Origin of the sequence: Halomonas sp. THAF12 (assembly GCF_009363675.1) — a bacterium.
GTDB lineage: Bacteria > Pseudomonadota > Gammaproteobacteria > Pseudomonadales > Halomonadaceae > Halomonas > Halomonas smyrnensis.
On the sequence record NZ_CP045399.1, the window covers coordinates 3,558,211 to 3,578,618 of the forward strand.

Below are 20,408 nucleotides of genomic sequence, written 5' to 3' on the forward strand. Positions count from 1 at the left end.
CCATGCAGCCCGAAACGAGAAAGGCCCAGCCGCCAGCAAAGGGCCGGCCCCATACCGCAAAGCGCCCAGTGTATAGCACCATCGAGGCCGCATTGGCTGACGCATTGGCTGCCCATGGCGTGATCTTGGTGCCCAAGGCTTCAGGTCGTTTTGAGCGGTTCGACGCGCCCGATAAGCCCAAGGGCAACGCCAACGGCTGGTATCGCATCCATAGCCCTCAGGCGGCGAGCTTTGGCTTTTGGCACTCGGGCATTTCTGAGTTTGTGACGCTGCATGGCCCCGCTGATCCCGAGGCCGCAGCCCGGGCTCGTCTGGACGCCATGCGCGACCGCGATCGACGTGATCGTGAGCGCCAGCAGCGAGAGGCGCAGGTAGCCGATAAGGCACGTCGCTGGTGGACCGAGGCCCGCCCCGCTGATCCGGCCCACCCCTACCTGGAGCGCAAGCGGCTGCCGTCCCACAACCTGCGCCAGCGCGGCGAGATGCTGCTGATGCCGATGTACCACGATGGGGAGCTGGTCAACCTGGAGCGCATTTTCCCCGACGGCAGCAAGCGCACCCTGGCGGGAGGTCGCGTAAGAGGCGTGGCAAGCCTGATCGGCCGCCTGGCTGGCGCCGAGCGCCTGCTGGTGGCCGAGGGCTGGAGTACCGCCGCCGTCTTGCATGACGCCATGGGCTGCCCGGTCGTGGTCGCGCGCAACGCCGACAACCTGACCCCGGTCGCTCGTCACCTGCGCCAGCGGCTCCCCGATGCTGACATCACCATCTGTGGTGATGATGATCGCCATCTGCCGGCCCGGGGGCTCACCAACAAGGGAAGAGTCGCTGCCCGACATGCTGCACTGGCCATCGACGCCAGGTTGCTGATGCCGAGGTTCTGCCAGGGCTGCAAGACCTGCACCGACTTTGCCGACGTGCGCCTTTGCCGGCTGGGAGGTGACCATGGTGAGTGAGTACCGCGACTCCGAGACCGCCATCTGGCAGCCGGACTCGCCTGAGTCTGCCAATACGCCGCCGGACGTGTCCCACTTGACCCCAGTGTCCCAGCCCAGCAATGACGCGGCTTCCAACCGGGACACTACCGAGACGCCTTTAGTCCCGTTGTGTCCCATCGCCCGCGAGGAGGACCCTAGCGCGGCCGAGCCAACCCAGGCCAAGGCGCCCAGCAGGCCTTCTTTCGCCTGCTATCTGACCCCTACCCAGTTCGGGCCGCCGGGGATTTACTTTCACGGGCAGCGCTACCCCCGGGGTGGTGGAGACGCCGAGCCCTTCGAAAAGCGCGTATGCACCCCCATTGAGTGCCTGGCCGCCACCCACGATGAACGCGGCAACAACCACGGGCTTCTGCTTCGCCTCAAGCCGTTGTATGGCCCGTGGCGTCAGTGGGCGATGCCGTTGCGGCTGCTGAAGGGTAGCGGTGAAGAGATGCGCGGCGAGCTGCTGGACATGGGCGTTCGCATCGAGCCCGATGCTTTCAAGGAGCTGAATCAGTGGGCGGCGAAGCAGGTGCCTGATGAGGTAGTGGTGGCGGCGACGCGCGTGGGCTGGCATCAGATGGATGAGAGGCGGGCATTCGTCATGCCCCGGTGCACCATTGCCCAGGGCGAGTTGGCGAACCGCATCATCTTCCAGAGCGAGAGCTCCACTCAGGATCACTTCACCACCGCCGGCAGTCTGGCGAGCTGGCAAGAGCAAATTGGACGACTTTGCAGCGGCAACCCGCTGATGGTGCTAGCCGTGTCCACGGCCCTGGCAGGTCCGCTGCTGAACCTGACGCACCGCCAGGCCGCCGGCATTCATCTGGTGGGCGATTCATCCAACGGCAAGACCACTCTGCTGGAGGTCGCGGCGAGCGTGTGGGGCGGGCCCGACTTCAAGCGCACCTGGCGCGCCACCAGCAATGGGTTGGAGGGTGTAGCCGCCGCCCTGAGCGATACGGCGTTGATACTCGACGAGATCGGCGAGGCCGATGGCCGCGAGATTGGCGCCACCGTCTATGCCTTGGGCAACGGCACTGGCAAGGCCCGCGCCAACCGCAGTGGCAGTGCCCGTCTCCCCAATCGCTGGCGCGTCGCGCTGCTAAGCAGCGGCGAGCGCACCCTGGCTGCCCACATGACAGAGTCCGGAAAGCGCCCTCATGCCGGGCAGGCCGTCCGGCTGCTAGACATCCCCGCCAGGCGTCGCCACGGGGCGTTCGACTACCTGCACCACCTGGCCAATGGTCGCGCCTTCGCGGATCACCTGAAAAGCGAGGTGACTCGCCATTATGGCCACCTTGGGCCGGCGTTCATCGAGCGGCTGGTGGCCGAGAAACGCGACCTGGCAGCTGAAGTGGATCGCTTCGCACAACTACCTGGCTTCGCCACAACGCGATCACTCCACGGTCGGGCCGCCAAGGTGCTGGCGCTGATCGGCCTGGCCGGTGAGCTGGCCACTGAGTTCGGATTGACGGGATGGCAGGAAGGCGAGGCGATGGCCGCCGCTATCCAGGCATTCCACGCCTGGGCTGCCGGGCAGGGCGGCGTCAGGTCCGAGCATGAGCAGATTTTGGCCAACGTGTCCGGCTTCATCGAGCGACATGGCGATTCCCGTTTCAGCAGCGTCGAGAGCGACCCGGCCCGTACCCCGACGGTCTACAACCGGGCCGGCTGGTGGCGTGAAGATACTAAGGGTCGCACCTACCTGTTCAATAGCGAGGGGCTGATCGAGGCGCTGGGTGGCTTCGACCTTAAGCGCGGTACCGAAGCCCTTGAGACGGCCGGCTGGCTCGTCGAACGCGATGCTGGCGCGCGGTCCGTGCGCGTGCGGATCAACGGCAACCGCCGCCGCCTATATGCGGTCCGCCCAAGTGAGAGTGAGGAGGGACTGGCATGAGCCTGGAAGACGTTTATCGCGCCTTCGCTGGGACGCCGCGGGACACCCCCTGTCCCCCACGCGTCCCGCCACACACCCCCGCGGTTGAGCCGTCGGGACGCATGGGACAGGTGGGACAGCACGACAAGCAGGCAGAGCAACGCGAAGTAGGACAAGAGCGTGAGATCGAGATGCTGCTTGCCGCCCTGGCCGATGCGGGGCGCGACCTTGGGCCCAAGCTTACGCATCTCCTACGCGAGACACTAGTGCCTCTGAGTCAGCAGGTGCGGGCCGAGCTGTTGACCGTGGTAGATGACGCCTTCGAAGTAGCACTCGATGTTGATGACGCCCGCCGGCATGCTGGTCACCTGCTGGGGGATTCCGCTGCTGTGGAGGCTGCCAAGGCGGTTTGGCCGGCTTACCCCGCGCCACCGCCAATCGAAGCCCTGGCGGCAGCATCAAGCGACGTTGAGCCGCCCTGGATGACCTATGTTGCCCGCCACTGCGAGCTGGTGCCGGATGACTGGTGTTACCTGCTGCACCGTCTGACGGGCCGGCCCGAAGTCGAGGCCGACAAACTGGCCCGCCAGTATGTCGAAGCATGGGCGGCAGCGGCATATGCCGAGCCCCAGGCCCACCGCCGCGCCAATGCCGGCAGGAGGGCTGCTAATGCGATGCTGAGAGGGGCGACAATGTAAACTAGAGCAACCCTGAGAGCTGTCTGCCAACAGCTATTCGTTACGCCTATTGATGACTGATGGCTGATGATGCTCCCCGACAGTTACGCTCATGTCGGTGCACCTTCAGTCCTACGGTAACTTTGGACATTCTCATCACGCCATCCGGGAGGATCGCATCATGAGCAAGCACGATTGGGAGGCCTGCCAGCGCGACTACCGCGTCGGCCAGCTCTCCATCCGCCATCTCGCCGCCAAGCACGGCATCCCCGAATCGACCATCCGTAGCAAGGCTAAGGCCGAGGGCTGGCAGCGTGACCTGACCGAGCCCGTGCGCGAGGCTACGCGTATTAAGCTAAGTCGCGAGCCTTCGCGCAGTGGAATCGCGCAGTCCGAGGATTGCGACGTCATCGAGGCGGCCAGTGACGAAGCGGTCTTGCTCCTGCTCGAGCATCGTCAGGCCATTGCCAGATGGCGAGCGATCTCCGAGCGCCTGGCGAATTCCTTGGCGATGATGCCCATTACTGAGGAGAACTTCGATCGGTTCGGGCGCAGTCTCAACAGCGGCCTCGAGGCCCTGGCCAAGGCCATCCGCCTGGAGCGGCAGGCCTATAACCTGAACGATGCCCCTAGCGATGAGCTGAAGAGCTTCGCTGAGCTGATGGCCGAGGTTGCCCCCGAGGGGTATTGATACCCGCTGTCGATGAAAGGGAGGGCAGGCCGGAATGGTGGTGGCCTGCCCCTGCCCCTCACTCCGCTTCGCTGTGTATGATGGCCGCAATCAACACTATCGGATTCACCAACGCGGGGAAGCATCGTGAACACGGACAGCCATTCTCAGACGGCGGCCTTCATCTGGTCCGTCGCGGACCTGCTGCGCGGCGATTTCAAGCAGTCCCAGTATGGGCGGGTGATCCTGCCGTTCACCCTGTTGCGGCGCCTGGAGTGCGTGCTGGCGCCGACCAAGGCGGCGGTGCTGGCCGGTGCTCAGGAGCACCAGGCCAAGCCCGAGGCGGTGCGTGAGAAGCTGTTGTTGCGGGCGTCCGAGCAGCAGTTCTTCAACGCCTCCCCGCTGACGCTGGGCACGCTGTCCGATACCCAGACCGCCGACGACCTGATGAGCTACGTGCAGGCCTTCAGCCAGGACGCCCGCGAGATCTTCGATCACTTCCACTTCGAGGACTTCGTCCAGCAGCTGGCCGCCAACGACCTGCTCTACCAGGTGGTGCAGCGGGTCGCCAGCATCGACCTGAGCCCGGCGCGAATCAGCAACCACGGCATGGGGGTGATCTTCGAGGAGCTGATCCGCAAGTTCGCCGAGAGCTCCAACGAGACCGCCGGGGAACACTTCACGCCCCGCGACATCGTGCACCTGACCACCTCGCTGGTGCTGACCGGCCAGGACGAGACCCTGCGCCCGCACCGCATCGCCACCGTCTACGACCCCACGGCGGGCACCGGCGGCTTCCTCTCCGAGAGCGACGAGTACATCCAGCAGGTCAGCGACCGGGTCACGGTGTCGCTGCACGGCCAGGAGCTGAACCCGGAGTCCTACGCCATCTGCAAGGCCGACATGCTGATCAAGGGCCAGGACGTGGCCCAGATCAAGCTCGGCAACACCCTCTCCGACGACCAGCTGCCCGCCGAGCGCTTCGACTTCATGCTCGCCAACCCGCCGTTCGGGGTCGAGTGGAAGAAGGTCCAGAAACAGGTCACCGACGAGCACAAGCAGAAGGGCTTCGACGGCCGCTTCGGCCCGGGCCTGCCGCGCGTCTCCGACGGCTCGCTGCTGTTCCTGATGCACCTGGTCAGCAAGATGCGCAGCCCCAAGGACGGCGGCTCGCGGATCGGCATCATCCTCAACGGCTCGCCGCTGTTCACCGGCGGGGCCGGCAGCGGCGAGTCCGAGATCCGTCGCTACCTGCTGCAGCACGACCTGGTCGAGGCGATCGTCGCCCTGCCCACGGACATGTTCTACAACACCGGCATCGCCACCTACGTGTGGGTGCTCTCCAACCACAAGCCGGCCGAGCGCCGCGGCAAGGTGCAGCTGATCAACGCCATCGCGCGCTACGCCAAGATGCGCAAGTCGCTGGGCAGCAAGCGCCAGTACGTGACCGACCGCGACATCGACGAGATCGTGCGGTGCTACGGCGCCTTTCAGGAGACCGAGGAGAGCAAGATCTTCCCGGTAGAGGCCTTCGGCTACCGGCGCATCACCGTCGAGCGCCCCCTGCGCCTCAACTTCCAGGCGAGTTCCGAGCGTTTGGCCAGGCTCGACGACGAGAAGGCCCTGCAGAAGCTCCCTGAGGCCGACAGAGTGGCCCTCCGCGCCGCCTGCGCCAGCTTGGACGCCGAGCACTGCTACACCAACCGGGACGCCTTCACGAAGGATCTGAAGGCCGCGCTTAAGCCCACCGGCCTCAAGGTTGGCGCACCGGTCCTCAAGGCCATCCTCAGCGCCCTCTCCGAGCGCGACAGTGAGGCCGACATCTGCACCGACAAGAAGGGCAAACCCGAGCCCGACGGCGGCCTGCGTGATAACGAGAACGTGCCGCTGGACGAGTCGGTGTTCGACTACTTCGCGCGCGAGGTGAAGCCCCACGTGCCCGATGCCTGGATCGACGAGGACAAGCGCGACGAACTGGACGGCCGCATCGGCATCGTCGGCTTCGAGATCCCCTTCAACCGTCACTTCTACACGTTCGAGCCGCCGCGCCCCTTGGAGGCCATCGACGCCGACCTCAAGGCCTGCACCGACAGGATCAAGCAGATGATCGAGGAGCTGTCGGCATGAGCTTTCCGCAATACCCCGAGTACAGGGACTCCGGCGTCGAATGGTTAGGCGAAGTGCCTACGCATTGGGAGGTTACGAAACTATCGTACATCACAAACCGGATAGGTAGCGGTAAGACGCCTTCTGGAGGCGCTACAGCGTATGTCTCCAAAGGCGTGCCTTTCATTCGCAGCCAAAATGTCCATGATAATGGCTTGTGGTTGGATGACATCGTTTACATTGATGAAGAAACTGATAGAGAAATGGCTTGGTCTCGTGTGAGGCCACTTGATGTCTTGATCAACATTACTGGAGCCTCGATTGGTCGAAGCTGCCTAGTCCCTGCTGGCTTTGGCAGAGCAAACGTAAACCAGCATGTCTGCGTAATAAGGCTGGATAAGGCAGCGGAATTTTCTAGTTGGGCTGCTTGGTCGATGAAGGCCCCTTCAACAAAGGAACAGGTGAAAGTCAGCCAAACGGGAGCTGCTCGGGAAGGTTTGAATTTCGAGCAGATTGCTGGATTTTACTTATGCATGCCGCCTCTCAATGAGCAGAAGAAAATCTCAGCCTTCCTTGACCACGAGACAGCCCGCATCGATGCATTGGTGGAGGAGCAGCAGCGCCTGATCGCGCTGCTCAAGGAGAAACGCCAGGCGGTGATCTCTCATGCCGTGACCAAGGGTCTTGACCCCGATGTGCCGATGAAGGACTCCGGGGTGGAGTGGTTTGGACGGATACCACACCACTGGGCTATTACGAAAATTGCTAGACTTTTTCATATAAAAGCAGGTGGAGACCTGAAAGCTGAGTTGTTTTCAGTAGAAAAGCACGGTGATTTTCAGTTCCCAATATACACTAATGCAACAGACAGTAGCTATGTTTATGGCTATACAAGCAGCCCCTCGTTTCCGGCTGGATCTTTGACGGTTACAGGTAGAGGAGATGTTGGGTTCGCCATTTTTAGAGATGAGGAGTTCGAGGCAATTATTCGCCTTTTGGTTCTTGTTCCTGAGAAGGGTGTTTCATCCAAATATTACACATACTTGATCAATTCTTTGCTTGCTTTTTCCGAGGGGAAATCTGCAATAGCTCAGCTTTCTGCAGATCAGATGTCTCCGTACCAAGTGGTTGTTCCTCCTTTTAGAGAGCAGAAAGATATTGCTGACTTCTGCGAGAGAGAATCATTAAAACTTGATACTCTTACTGATCAAGCAAAAAATCTTATCAAGCTTCTCCAAGAACGCCGCTCTGCCCTGATCTCGGCCGCCGTCACCGGCAAGATCGACGTGCGGGGCTGGACGCCGCCAGCCGATTCGGCGCCAGCTGATCAAGAAGCCCGCATGGAGGCGGTATGACGCAGGGACGCAGCATCCGGCTGTTCCTGGTGGACGGCACGCCCAACGGCCTGCTCACCGCCGAGATCATGAACTGGACTGGACATGTGCTCACCGGGCCACGCAGCAAACTGAGTGAGCTGGTGCAGCGCCCGGAGTGCGGCCGCACCGGGATCTACTTCCTGATCGGGCCGGACCCCGAGAACAGCCTGCGCCCGCTGGTCTACATCGGCGAGAGCGACGACGTGGCGACGCGCCTGAAGCAGCACAACCGCCCCGAGGAGAAGGGCGGCAAGGACTTCTGGGAGAAGGTCTGCCTAGTCACCAGCAAGGACCAGAACCTGACCAAGGCCCATGTAAAGTACCTGGAGAGCCTGCTGATCCAGAACGCCGGCGAGGTCGGCCGCAGCCGGCTGATCAACGGCACCGCTCACGAATACATCGGCCTGCCCGAGGCCGACCGCGCCGACATGGCCTTCTTCCTGGAACAGATCCGCACCGTGCTGCCGGTGCTGGGGCTCGATTTCCTGCGTGATCGGCCGATGCCTTCCAGCGCGGCACCCGAGCCAGCCGAGCCCAAGCGCCAGCCCTCGCCGCGCTTCGTGGCCGAGGTGCCCCGGTTTGGCATCAAGGCCCATGGCCAGGAGATCGACGGCGAGTTCTACGTGCTGCAGGGCTCCCTGGCCCGGGGCAGCTGGACGGGAAAAGATGGTGGCTACCAGAGCCTTTTCCATCAGCTCTGTGACGATGGGGTGCTCGTGGAGGCCGAACAGGGGCTGAGACGTTTCGCCACCGACTACGCCTTCTCGAGCCCTAGCGCCGCGGCCGCCGTCGTCTCCGGTCGCAGTGCCAATGGCCGAGAGCACTGGAAGGTCGAGGGTAATGGCCAGACCTACGCCGCCTGGCAGGATCAGCAGGTCAGTGCCGCCGCCGGCGATCAGGATACGACGGTGGCTGACGCCCCAGAGGGGCTTGGCGACCGCCGTTCGTCTCTCTATACTACTTCGTAACAACACCCCCCACGCCTCTCACTGAAGCGCACCTTGGGGGGTTACTTTTTTCTGGAGCCTGGCCTTGCGGTTCGACAAGCCCCCGCTGACCCACGATGCCCAGCTCGACCTGATGATCCAGCGCGGCCTGACGGTCCCGGATCGCCAGCGGGCCCTCCACTACCTGCGACACCTCAACTACTATCGCCTCGGCGCCTACTGGCTCCCCTTCGAGGCCGACCATCAGACGCATCGCTTCAAGCCCGGCACCACCCTGGACGACGTCCTGAACCTCTACATCTTCGATCGGGAGTTCCGGCTGCTGGTCATGGATGCCATCGAGCGGATCGAAGTCTCGATCAGGACCGACTGGGCCTATCACATGGCTCATACCCATGGCCCGCATTGCCATCTCGACAGGTCGCTGTTCAAGCCGGCCTGGCGCTACGACGAGCGCTGCCATTCGCTGGAAAAAGAGGTGCAGCGCAGTCAGGAGACCTTCATTCGCCACCTGCGCGAGAAATACGACGAGCCCCTGCCGCCGATCTGGGCGCTGGTGGAGGTGATGACCTTCGGCCAGCTCTCGCAGTGGTATGCCAACACGCGCCGGCGCCGGGATCGCAATGCCGTGGCGCGTGAGTATGACTTCGACGAGAGCGTCCTCTGCTCGGTATTGCATCACCTGAGCACGGTGCGCAACCTCTGCGCCCACCATGCCCGACTGTGGAACCGGGAGTTCACCCTGCTCCCCAAGCTACCCAAGAAACGCCCCCAGGCCCTGGTCGACAGCCTGTACGACGGCGACAACAGGAACATCTACAACACCCTCACCCTGATGGTGTATCTGATGGACGCGATCAACCCACATCATCACTGGCGAGAGCGGCTGATTCAGCTGATTGATCAGCATGCCGTGGATACCTCTGCGATGGGGTTTCCCGATGATTGGCGTACCCTTCGCCTGTGGCAGCCGCGCTCCATCTGATCTTCTGGTTTCATACTCGCCGCTGTAGGCTTGGGGAAAAAGCATAGCCAACAGCAGGGAGCAAGCATGGCGGACAGCAGGGAAGCGCAGTTTCAGCAGGACATCATCGATGCCATGGCGGTCGGTGGCTGGCGAGTGGGCCAGGCCAGCGGCTATGACCGGGTCAATGCCGTCTATCCCGATGACCTGGTCGGCTACTTCCAGGAGGCCTACCCAGAGCGCTGGGACAAGTTCGCCAAGGCCCACCCCAAGGACCCCGAGACGACGCTGATCAAGGCGGTAGTGCGCCAGCTGGAGCGCGTCGGCACCCTCGAGGTGTTGCGCCATGGCTTCAAGGTGCCGGGCAATCGGATCGAGCTGTGCAGCTTCAAGCCCGATCACGGCATGAACCCGGACGCCCAGGCCCGCTACCGGGCGAACCGGTTGCGGGTGGTACCCGAGGTCTCCTATTCGCCCCATGCCCGTGAGAGCGGCTCTGAGGCGGCACAGGGGGCAGGGAAGAGCTATAACCCGCGCCTCGACCTGGTGCTGTTCGTCAACGGCCTGCCGGTGGCCACCCTGGAGCTCAAGAGCGCCTTCAAGCAGTCGGTCGAGAACGCCAAGCGGCAGTACCGCGACGATCGGCCGATCAAGGACCCCGTGACCCGCAAGCCCGAGCCGCTGCTGACCTTCAAACGCGGCGCCCTGGTGCACTTCGCGGTCAGCCAGGACGAGGTGGCGATGACCACCCGGCTTGCCGGCAAGGACACCTTTTTCCTGCCCTTCAACCAGGGCACCGAGGAGGGCGGAGCCGGCAACCCACCGGCGCCCGATGACGCCACCTACGCCACCGCCTACCTGTGGGACCGGGTCTTCCAGCCCGATGCCTGGCTGAAGATCCTCGGGCGCTTCCTGCACCTGGAGCAGGTCATCAAGGAGGACTTTGATGGCCGCCGCCAGACCAAGGAGACGCTGATCTTCCCCCGCTTCCACCAGTGGGACGTGGTCAACCGGCTGGTCGAGACCACCCGTCACGAGGGGCCGGGGCGCCGCTACCTGGTGCAGCACAGCGCCGGGTCGGGCAAGTCTAACTCCATCGCCTGGGCGGCCCACCAGCTGGCCAACCTCTACGACGAGGATGGCCAGAAGCAGTTCAACTCGGTGATCGTGGTCACCGACCGCACCGTGCTCGACAGCCAGCTGCAGGACACCATCTACCAGTTCGAGCATGCCCATGGGGTGGTGTGCCCCATCACCCGCGACATTGGCAACCAGAGCAAGTCCGAGCAGCTGGCGGCGGCACTGGCCTCGAACACCCGCATCATCATCGTCACCATCCAGACCTTCCCGGCGCTGTTCGATGCCCTCGACAAGCGCCCCCAGCTGGCCGAGGGCAGCTATGCAGTGATCGCCGACGAGGCGCACTCCTCCCAGACCGGCTCCTCGGCCAGCAAGCTCAAGGCGCTGCTGGCGGCGGCCGGTGAGGCTACCGAAGGCGACGACGAGGAAGTGAGTGCCGAGGCGCTGATGGACGCCGCCGTGAGCGCGCGCAAGCCAAGCGAGAAGATCAGCTACTACGCCTTCACCGCCACCCCAAAGGCCAAGACCCTGGAGCTGTTCGGTCGAACGCCCGATCCCGAGCTGCCGCCCAGCAGCGATAACAGGCCCGAACCCTTCCACCTGTACTCGATGCGCCAGGCCATCGAGGAGGGCTTCATCCTCGACGTACTGGAGCGCTATACCACCTACAGCACCGCCTGGAAGCTCGCCCACCCGGACGGCGACGACCAGGAGGTGGACGCCAAGAAGGCCTCGCGCACCCTGGCCAAGTGGGTGCGGCTACACCCCCACAACATCGGCCAGAAGGTCGAGGTGATCGTCGAGCACTACCGGGCCAACGTGAAGCATCTGCTGGACGGCCAGGCCAAGGCCATGGTGGTCACCGCCAGCCGCCAGGAGGCGGTGCGCTATGCCCTCGCGATGCGACAGTACGTGAAGGAGAAGGGCTACCGGGACGTACACCCGCTGGTCGCCTTCTCGGGCAGCGTGCTGCCGGATGGCGTGATCGAGGAGGAGGTCACCGAGACCAGTGCCAAGCTCAACCCGGGGCTCAAGGGGCGCGACCTGGCCGAGGCCTTCGACACCGACGATTACAACGTCATGATCGCGGCCAACAAGTACCAGACCGGCTTCGACCAGCCCAAGCTGTGTGCCATGTACGTGGACAAGAAGCTGCAGGGCGTGGACTGCGTGCAGACCCTGTCACGGCTCAACCGCATCTTCCCGGGCAAGGAGACCTTTATCCTCGACTTCTTCAACGATCCCGAGGAGATCCTGGCCGCATTCGCCCCCTACTACCGCAAGGCCGAGCTGGCCGACGTCTCCGACGCCAACGTGGTCTATGACCTGCAGCAGGCCCTGGACGCCAGCGGGATCTACCACTGGGAGGAAGTCGAGGCCTTCGCCACCGGCTTCTTCGATCCCAAGGCCCCGGCCAGCAAGCTGAGCTTCTACTGCAAGCCGGCCAAGGAGCGCTTCACCACGCGCTACAAGGCTATCGTCGATCAGATCCAGACCTGGCAGGCGGCAAGGACGCAGGCCGAGCAGCACGGCGATCAGGCCGGCGTGCACCGCGCCGATCAGGAGCTGAAGGACGCCGGCACCACGCGCGACGAGCTCGACCTGTTCCGCAAGAACCTCGCGAGCTTCGTGCGCACCTATGAGTTCCTGTCGCAGATCGTGCACTTCGACGACCGCGAACTGGAGCAGCTGTGCGTGTTCGCCCGGCACCTGCAACCACTGCTGAAGATGGAACGCCTCGATGAGGACACCATCGACGTCAGCGAGCTGGAGCTGACCCACTACCGTCTGACCAAGCGCGCCGAACACCAGCTGCGCCTGGAAGAGGAGCAGGGCGACTACGGCCTGCAGCCGATCAGCGAGGTCGGCTCCGGCAAGCCCCACGACCCCGAGAAGAAGCGCCTGGACGAGATCATCGACAAGCTGAACGACCTCTTCGGCGCCGAGGTCAGCGACGACGACAAGCTGCACTTCGCCAACGGCATCGCCGATCGCATCGAGCGCGACGAATCGGTGATGGCCCAGATCCGCCATCACGACGAGGCTCAGATCATGCACGGCCTCTTCCCCAAGAAAGTCGAAGACGCGGTCATGGATGCCATGAGTGACCAGGAGAAGCTCTCGACGCCGCTGTTGGAGGACGAGAAGACCGGGCGGGAGTTCGCGCTGCTGATCCTCAAGCTGTTGGCGGGGCGGGAGCGAGCATCGGCGTGATGCTTCTATACTCAGCCCTATGTGAGCGGGCTGTTTTTAGAGGTCTCACCGCCTTGTTGATAATCAGGGCAAGGCCCCTTCAATGGGGGCATTTTTGGGGGCATAAAAATAAAATGACCCATTTTTTATCAATAAAAACAATGCATAACGATAACTTTTATAGAGACGCCGCCTCCACCAAACTCAGAGAAAGGCCACCCTCCACGGGTGGCCTTTTTCGTTTGCGTATCCCCAGCCCGCCGACACGGTGTCGGCCCTCTCTCGACGCCCCGGAGTCGATCCCGCCGCCTCCACCAACACCAGAGAAGAGCCACCCACCCGGGCGGCGTTTTGCGTTTTAGAAGAGCCAGGCGTCGCCGACACGGTGTCGGCCCTCTCTCGACGACCCGAGTCGATCCCCGCCGCCTCTACCAAGCTCAGAGAAAGGCCTCCCTCCACGGGTGGCGTTTTTCGTTTGGGCATCTCCATAACCTGCCGACTCATACGATGCCGTTCCAGCGGGCCAGTGCTGACGGGATATCGCGTATAGATCTCGGCTTGCTGACGGCACGATCCGCTGCGATATGATGAAGCCTCCCCCGCCGGACGCGAGCCCCGCATGGCCGATCATCTTCCGCCCATCCCCGAACGCCCCGAGCCCGACTGGGCCGCCGTCGAGCGCCGCCCGATCGTCGAGTGCGATGAGCCGCTGGTGCCGGTCAGCCTGGCGCCCGCGCCGCTGCGTGCCTATCCCGTCTACGCCCGCCTCGGCATTCCCGGCGCCGTCCACGAATGCTACGTGCGCGAGGGCGTGTATCGCCGACTGCTGGCGGTGGCCCGCGCCCTGCCGGAGGGCCTCAGCCTGCTGGTGATGGACGGCTGGCGCCCGTGGCGGGTGCAGCAGTACCTCTTCGACACGCTGCAGGAGACGATCCGGGCGCGCCACCCGGAACTCGATGCCGAGACCCTGGCGGCGCGCACCCGGGAATTCGTCGCCCTGCCGAGCCAGTCGCCGGAGGCGCCGAGCCCGCACCTGACCGGCGGCGCCGTGGACGTCACCCTGTGCGATGCCGACGGCCTGCCGCTGGAGATGGGCACGCTGTTCGACGAGGCCGTGCCGGCCTCCCACAGCGCCGCGCTGGAACGCCTGGGCGCACCCGACGACGCCGAGCGCCGCGCCCGCGACCATCGCCGCCTGCTGTATCACGCCATGGCCGCCGAGGGCTTCACCAACCTGCCGAGCGAGTGGTGGCACTTCGACCTCGGCGATCCGCTGTGGGCCCACTACGGCGACCATCCCGCCGCCCGCTACGGCGCCACCCGGCCGGTAACGCTGGAGAGCCGCTGGCGGCGCGGCGTCTAGCGCCACCCCGCCTTCCCACGGCCAGACACGACGACGCCGGGCCACTCGCGTGGCCCGGCGTCGTTCGGCGCGGCGCTTACGCTGGCGGGATCAGGCCGCGGCGTGCATCGCCAGGGCGGTATCCAGCATGCGGTTGGAAAAGCCCCACTCGTTGTCGTACCAGGCCATGACCTTCACCAGGCGACCGTTGGTCACGCGGGTGTGATTGCTGTCGAAGGTGGAGGAGTTGGCGTCATGGTTGAAGTCGATGGACACCAGCGGCTGGGCGTTGACCGCCAGCACCGGTGACGCCTGGGCCGCCTCGGCGACGATGGCGTTGATCTCTTCCTTGGTGGTATCGCGGCCCGCGGTGAAGGTCAGGTCCACCAGCGAGACGTTGATCACCGGCACGCGCACCGCCAGGCCGTCGAGCTTGCCATCCAGTTCCGGCAGCACCAGTCCCACCGCCGCGGCGGCACCGGTCTTGGTCGGAATCATGGAATGCGTGGCGCTGCGGGCCCGGTAGGGGTCCGTGTGGTAGACGTCGGACAGGTTCTGATCGTTGGTGTAGGCGTGCACCGTGGTCATCAGGCCGTTCTCGATGCCCACCGTCTCGTTCAGCACCTTGGCCACCGGGGCCAGGCAGTTGGTGGTGCAGGAGGCGTTGGACACCACCTTGTGCTCCGCGGTCAGCACGCTCTCGTTGACACCGAAGACCACGGTGGCGTCGGCGTCCGGGCTCGGGGCGGACACCAGCACACGGCCGGCGCCGGCCTCGAGGTGCTTGCCGGCATCGGCGCGCTTGGTGAACAGGCCGGTGCACTCCATCACCAGGTCCACGCCCAGACGCTCCCAGGGCAGCTGGGCCGGGTCACGCTCGGAGCTGATCTCGATGCGATCGCCGTCGACCGTCAGGCTGCTCTCGTCGTGGGAGACCTCGAACGGGAAGTGGCCGTGCACGGTGTCGTGGCGCAGCAGGTGGGCGTTGAGGGCCGGATCACCCAGGTCGTTGATGGCGACGACCTGCACCCGGTCGCGATAGCCACCCTCGTACAGGGCACGAAACACGTTGCGACCGATACGACCGAAACCGTTGATGGCGATCTTGAGCGTCATGGCGGGATCCTCTCGAAACCTGTGACCGACTTGTCGGATGGGAGCGTGTCGAGCCGGAGAAGCGGCACTCACCGCCTCGCGGGCGACCCGAAGGCTCGTCTGCCGCCCAATGTGGAACAGGATGGCGTCCGAGACAAGTGGTTTTTCGTAATTTTACAACACAAAGCCTCTCGTCACTCTCCCGGCACCCAGTTAAAATCTCTCCCCATAAGGGTTTAAAGGAAAAAAGGCCGCCGAGACCGCCCCCGGATCGACTTTGGTCGCAGGCGCTTTGTTTCGTAATATCACTACCGCTACGCTATCTTGACCCTCTCATTTCTCGCCCGCCGCACCGGCCGCGCCCACAGGAGAATCGGCATGTCTGATCGCCCCACCCCCCTCCGCCGCACCAAGATCGTCGCCACTCTCGGCCCCGCCAGCGACCGGGAGGGCGTGCTGGAGCAGATGATCGCCGCCGGCGTCGACGTGGTGCGCCTCAACTTCTCCCACGGCTCGGCGGACGACCATCGCCGCCGGCTGAGCGCGGTGCGCGAGATCGCCGCCCGACAGGGTCGCAGCGTCGCCGCCCTGGGCGACCTGCAGGGGCCCAAGATCCGCATCGCCCGCTTCACCGAGGGCAAGGTCGTGCTCGAGGAAGGCGCACCCTTCGTCATCGACGTGGCCCTCGACGGCCAGGCCGGCGACGCCAGCCGCGTCGGCTGCGACTATCGCGAGCTGGCCGACGACGTGAGCGCCGGCGACCGCCTGCTGCTCGACGACGGCCGGGTGGTGCTCGACGTCGACCGCGTCGACGGCAGCGCCATCCACACCACCGTGGCGGTGGGCGGCGAGCTGTCCAACAACAAGGGCATCAACAAGCAGGGCGGCGGGCTCTCCGCCCCGGCGCTGACCGACAAGGACAAGGCCGACCTCGAGACCGCCATGGCCATCGGCGTCGACTATCTGGCCGTGTCCTTCCCGCGCAGCGCCGCCGACATGCAGGAGGCCCGCGCGCTGCTGGGCGAGGCCGGTCGCGAGATCGGCCTGGTGGCCAAGCTCGAGCGCGCCGAGGCGGTGGCCGACGACGAAACCCTCGACGGCATCATCGAGGCCAGCGAGGCGGTGATGGTGGCACGCGGCGATCTCGGCGTGGAGATCGGCGACGAGGCGCTGATCGGCACCCAGAAGCGCATCATCAAGCACGCCCGCAGCCACAACCGCGCGGTGATCACCGCCACCCAGATGATGGAGTCGATGATCGACTCGCCCTTGCCGACCCGCGCCGAGGTGTTCGACGTGGCCAACGCGGTGCTCGACGCCACCGACGCGGTGATGCTCTCGGCCGAGACCGCCGCCGGCGACTTCCCGGTCGAGACCGTGGAGGCCATGGCCCGGGTCTGCCTGGGCGCCGAGCGCGAGCGCATCGCCCAGTCCTCCGGCCACCGCATCCACGAGGGCTTCTCGAAGATCGACGAGACCATCGCGCTGTCGGCGATGTACGCCGCCAACCACCTGTCGGGCGTGGCCGCCATCGCCTGCATGACCTCCACCGGCTACACCCCGCTGATCGCCTCGCGCATCCGTTCCGGGCTGCCGATCGTCGGGCTGGCACACAGCCCCGTCGCCCAGCGGCGCATGGCGTTGTATCGTGGTGTCATCTCGCTGCCCTTCGACACCAGCGAGATGTCGGCCGACGAGCTCAACGACCAGGCCCTGGCCCGGGTGGTGGCTCAGGGCATCGCCGTTCAGGGAGACCACGTGATCCTCACCCGCGGCGATCACATGAACGCCCACGGCGGCACCAATACCCTGAGGATCCTCGAGGTGGAAGCCCAGCATGAGTGAGACACGTCCGCGGCGGGACATCCGCCGCACCCTGCCGGCCCGCAAGCGCATCGCGCTGATCGCCCACGATGGCAAGAAGCCGGAGATGCTGGCCTGGGCCGAGCGCTGGCAGGACACCCTGGCCCGCCACGAACTGGTCGGCACCGGCACCACCGCGACCCGGCTGGCCAAACAGCTGGGGCTCGAGATCGAGCCGCTGATGAGCGGCCCGCTGGGCGGCGACCAGCAGATCGGCGCCCGCATCGCCGAGCAGGGCCTCGACCTGCTGGTGTTCTTCTGGGACCCCTTCGCGCCCCAGCCCCACGACCCCGACGTCAAGGCGCTGCTGCGCCTGGCCGCGCTGTGGAACGTGCCGGTGGCCTGCAATCCCGCCAGCGCGGACTTCCTGCTCAGCTCGCCCCTGCTCGACCACGACGTCGAGATCGATATCCCCGATGCTGGCGGCTGGATCTCGGCCCGCACCGACTGATCGCCGCGACAAGAAGACATAAAGAAAGCCTTCAACGAGGACACCCCGCATGTTCCAGCTCACCCGCAGCGTCACCTGGCAGGCCCTCAAGCGCCTGAACGCCGACACCGCCAGTGACCGCATCGCCGACTACTTCACCGCCGACCCGAAGCGCTTCGACAAGATGAGCCTGCGCGTCGGCGGCCTGTTCCTCGACTACTCCAAGCACCACATCTCGGACGCGGTGCTGGAGAAGCTGCTCGAGCTGGTCGATCACTCGGCGCTGGTCCAGCGTCGCGCCCAGATGTTCTCCGGCGACATCATCAACGTCACCGAGAACCGCCCGGTGCTGCACACCGCGCTGCGCAACGTCGGCGAAGGGCCGCTGATGGTCGACGGCCAGGACGTGATGCCGGAGATCCAGCGCACCCGCGAGCAGATCCAGCGCTTCTCCGAGGCGGTGCGCAGCGGCGAGTGGAAGGGCTACAGCGGCGAGCGCATCAAGGACGTGGTCAACATCGGCATCGGCGGCTCCGACCTGGGCCCCAACATGGCCTGCCGGGCGCTGCTCAAGTACCGCCACCCGGACCTCAACTTCCACTTCGTTTCCAACGTCGACGGCGCCCACATCCAGAAGGTACTCAACGGACTCGATCCGGCCACCACGCTGTTCATCGTCTCCACCAAGACCTTCTCCACCCAGGAGACGCTGCTCAACGCCAAGACCGCGCGGCGCTGGTTCCTGGAGCACGCCGGCGAGGACGCCGACGTGGGCGCGCACTTCGTCGCCGCCTCCACCAACCGCAAGGCGGCGATGGCGTTCGGCATCCGCGAGGAGAACGTCTTCGAATTCTGGGCCTGGGTCGGCGGGCGCTACTCCATGTGGTCGTCGATCGGCCTGCCGATCGCGCTGGCCGTGGGCTTCGAGGGCTTCATGGAGATGCTCGAAGGCGCCTACGAGATGGACCAGCACTTCCTCAACGCGCCCAACGACGCCAACATGCCGGTGCTGATGGCGCTGATCGGGATCTGGTACATCAACTTCGCCGGCGCCGAGACCCACGCCATCGTGCCCTACGACCAGGCGCTGCATCAGCTGCCGTCCTTCCTGCAGCAGCTCGACATGGAGTCCAACGGCAAGTCGGTGGACATCTTCGGCCACCCGGTCGACTACAAGACCGGCCCGATCGTCTGGGGCCAGACCGGCTCCAACGGTCAGCACGCCTTCTTCCAGCTGCTGCACCAGGGCACCCGCTACGTGCCGATCGACTTCATCGCCTCGCTCAAGCCCGAGCCCGGCATGGAGGACCACCACTTCGCGCTGCTGACCAACATGCTGGCCCAGGCCAACGCCTTCATGGAGGGCAGCCAGAAGGGCAGCGAACTGGACCCCTACAGCTGCCCGGGCAACCGCCCCTCCAGCACCCTGCTGCTCGACGAGCTGACGCCGAAGAACCTCGGCGCCCTGATCGCCCTGTACGAGCACAAGGTCTTCGTCCAGGGCGTGATCTGGAACATCAACTCCTTCGACCAGTGGGGCGTGCAGCTCGGCAAGCGCATCGCCGGCGAGATCAGCGAGCGCATCGACGAGCACAGCCAGGACTTCGACGGCTCCACCCAGGGCCTGCTGACCCTGGTGCGCGAGCGCTTCCCGAGCCAGAAGCGCCAGACGGCCGCCGACCAGGCGCCCAAGGCCAAGTCGGAACCGAAACCCAAGCGCAGCAAGGCCTCGAGCTGATTCAAGGAAGAGGGCGCCCGATGAGCCGAGGCGTGGCGTTGGCGCCTGTGCCCTCAGGCGCGGGGTCGGGCGCCTATGCCCTCAGGCGCTGAGTCGGGCGCCTATACCCTCAGGCGCTGAGTCGGGCGCCTGTGCCCTCAGGCGCGGGGTCGGGCGCCTATAGAGAGCCACGCCCGACCCTCTGCCCCCACCAGGCCGCGGCCAGCCACAGCGGCACGCTGCCGACGCCATAGGCCAGCGCCAGCCAGGGGCGCGACGTCTCGAGCAGATAGAGCGTCTCCAGGCCGAACAGCGAGAAGGTGGTGAAACCGCCACAGAAGCCGGCCACCAGGAAGGGCTGCCAGCGGGCGGCATGGCCGGTGATGCGGTGGGCCGCCCGGGCGGCGAAGGCGGCGATCAGCCAGGAGCCGACCAGGTTGACCGCCAGGGTGCCCCACAGGAAGGCGCTGCCCAGCGCTTTCATCACGCCGAGCCCCACCAGATGGCGCGACAGCGCCCCCAGGCCGCTGCCGAGGCCCACCGCCAGATAGCTCCGCCAGCCCGTCATGCGCCGCCTCCGGCCAGCCACCAACCCAGCGCCACGGCGGCCACCCCCGCCACCAGGGTGATCAGCACGTTGGCCACGGCCGGGCCGGGGCGGCCCTCCTGCCACAGGGTCAGGGTCTGCAGGCTGAAGGACGACACCGTGGTGAAGCCCCCCAGACCGCCGACCGCCAGCAGCGACCAGGCGGGCGACGCCGTCACCGGCCAGCCCAGCGCCGGAGCCAGGGCGCCGATCGCCAGACAGCCCAGCACGTTCACCGCCAGGGTGCCCCAGGGGAAGCCACGCCCCAGCCAGCGCGCCGCCAGGTCACCCACCGCCAGGCGCGCCATGCCACCCAGCGCGCCCCCCACTGCCACCAGCCCCAGGCCGACGATGCCGCCGCTCATGATCCGTCTCCGCGTGAGTTCGCGACCATGCTAGCGAAGCCGCGGGGACCCGACAAAAAAACGCCACCCCGGGGAGGGGTGGCGGAAAGACATGCTTGCCTTGCAGGGAACATCGTCATGGATGCTTGGCATCAAAGATGACAT

General features: G+C 65.3%; 16 protein-coding genes. 13 read left to right on the forward strand and 3 right to left on the reverse strand.

What is annotated here, in order from left to right:
• Positions 1-2: 2 nt before the first annotated feature.
• The 10 genes from FIU88_RS16555 to FIU88_RS16600 all read left to right on the forward strand — a co-directional run bounded on the left by FIU88_RS16555 (position 3) and on the right by FIU88_RS16600 (position 14,229).
• Positions 3-953 (forward strand): toprim domain-containing protein, encoded by a 951-nt coding sequence (locus FIU88_RS16555; RefSeq protein WP_152479911.1) that lies wholly within the window; start codon positions 3-5, stop codon positions 951-953.
• Complete coding sequence (locus FIU88_RS16560) at positions 943-2,874, forward strand: DUF927 domain-containing protein (RefSeq protein WP_152479912.1); 1,932 nt, start codon at positions 943-945, stop codon at positions 2,872-2,874. The genes FIU88_RS16555 and FIU88_RS16560 overlap by 11 nt, the downstream gene beginning before the upstream one ends.
• 170 nt (positions 2,875-3,044) lie before the next feature.
• On the forward strand, positions 3,045-3,551 hold the full coding sequence (locus tag FIU88_RS16565; RefSeq protein ID WP_152479913.1) for a hypothetical protein: 507 nt from the start codon (positions 3,045-3,047) through the stop codon (positions 3,549-3,551).
• Positions 3,552-3,711: 160 nt separating this feature from the next.
• Positions 3,712-4,221, forward strand: coding sequence for a helix-turn-helix domain-containing protein (locus FIU88_RS16570; RefSeq protein WP_172977730.1), 510 nt, complete (start codon positions 3,712-3,714; stop codon positions 4,219-4,221).
• Positions 4,222-4,347: 126 nt separating this feature from the next.
• Entirely contained in the window at positions 4,348-6,327 is a 1,980-nt protein-coding gene (locus FIU88_RS16575) for a class I SAM-dependent DNA methyltransferase (RefSeq protein WP_152479915.1), read from the forward strand.
• Positions 6,324-7,661 (forward strand): restriction endonuclease subunit S, encoded by a 1,338-nt coding sequence (locus tag FIU88_RS16580; protein WP_152479916.1) that lies wholly within the window; start codon positions 6,324-6,326, stop codon positions 7,659-7,661. The genes FIU88_RS16575 and FIU88_RS16580 overlap by 4 nt, the downstream gene beginning before the upstream one ends.
• Entirely contained in the window at positions 7,658-8,650 is a 993-nt protein-coding gene (locus tag FIU88_RS16585) for a GIY-YIG nuclease family protein (RefSeq protein WP_253742597.1), read from the forward strand. Before FIU88_RS16580 ends, FIU88_RS16585 begins: the two co-directional genes overlap by 4 nt.
• A gap of 64 nt (positions 8,651-8,714) precedes the next feature.
• The gene (locus tag FIU88_RS16590) at positions 8,715-9,614 is read left to right on the forward strand and encodes an Abi family protein (RefSeq protein ID WP_152479917.1); all 900 of its coding nucleotides are present in this window, start codon (positions 8,715-8,717) and stop codon (positions 9,612-9,614) included.
• Between the two features lie 66 nt (positions 9,615-9,680).
• A complete protein-coding gene (locus FIU88_RS16595; protein ID WP_152479918.1) occupies positions 9,681-12,887 on the forward strand; it encodes a type I restriction endonuclease subunit R in 3,207 nt (1,068 codons plus the stop codon).
• Positions 12,888-13,485: 598 nt separating this feature from the next.
• The gene (locus FIU88_RS16600; RefSeq protein WP_172977731.1) at positions 13,486-14,229 is read left to right on the forward strand and encodes a M15 family metallopeptidase; all 744 of its coding nucleotides are present in this window, start codon (positions 13,486-13,488) and stop codon (positions 14,227-14,229) included.
• Between the two features lie 90 nt (positions 14,230-14,319).
• Here FIU88_RS16600 and gap read toward each other — a convergent pair whose 3' ends face one another.
• Positions 14,320-15,324: a type I glyceraldehyde-3-phosphate dehydrogenase gene (gene gap, locus FIU88_RS16605; RefSeq protein WP_016855854.1), complete on the reverse strand. Its 1,005-nt coding sequence runs from the start codon at positions 15,322-15,324 to the stop codon at positions 14,320-14,322.
• A 357-nt stretch (positions 15,325-15,681) separates the two neighbouring features.
• Here gap and pyk point away from each other — a divergent pair, with 357 nt between their 5' ends.
• From pyk to pgi, 3 genes are read left to right on the forward strand one after another with little or no spacing between them, the layout of a single operon-like run.
• Positions 15,682-17,148 (forward strand): pyruvate kinase, encoded by a 1,467-nt coding sequence (pyk, locus tag FIU88_RS16610; RefSeq protein ID WP_152479919.1) that lies wholly within the window; start codon positions 15,682-15,684, stop codon positions 17,146-17,148.
• On the forward strand, positions 17,141-17,617 hold the full coding sequence (locus tag FIU88_RS16615; RefSeq protein WP_016855856.1) for a methylglyoxal synthase: 477 nt from the start codon (positions 17,141-17,143) through the stop codon (positions 17,615-17,617). The genes pyk and FIU88_RS16615 overlap by 8 nt, the downstream gene beginning before the upstream one ends.
• Before the next feature lie 49 nt (positions 17,618-17,666).
• Positions 17,667-19,334: a glucose-6-phosphate isomerase gene (pgi, locus tag FIU88_RS16620; RefSeq protein WP_152479920.1), complete on the forward strand. Its 1,668-nt coding sequence runs from the start codon at positions 17,667-17,669 to the stop codon at positions 19,332-19,334.
• A gap of 157 nt (positions 19,335-19,491) precedes the next feature.
• On the opposite strand, the gene FIU88_RS16625 is transcribed toward pgi, so the two are convergent.
• A complete protein-coding gene (locus FIU88_RS16625; RefSeq protein WP_016855858.1) occupies positions 19,492-19,881 on the reverse strand; it encodes a CrcB family protein in 390 nt (129 codons plus the stop codon).
• Positions 19,878-20,264, reverse strand: coding sequence for a fluoride efflux transporter CrcB (crcB, locus tag FIU88_RS16630; RefSeq protein ID WP_152479921.1), 387 nt, complete (start codon positions 20,262-20,264; stop codon positions 19,878-19,880). Before crcB ends, FIU88_RS16625 begins: the two co-directional genes overlap by 4 nt.
• Between the last annotated feature and the right edge of the window lie 144 nt (positions 20,265-20,408).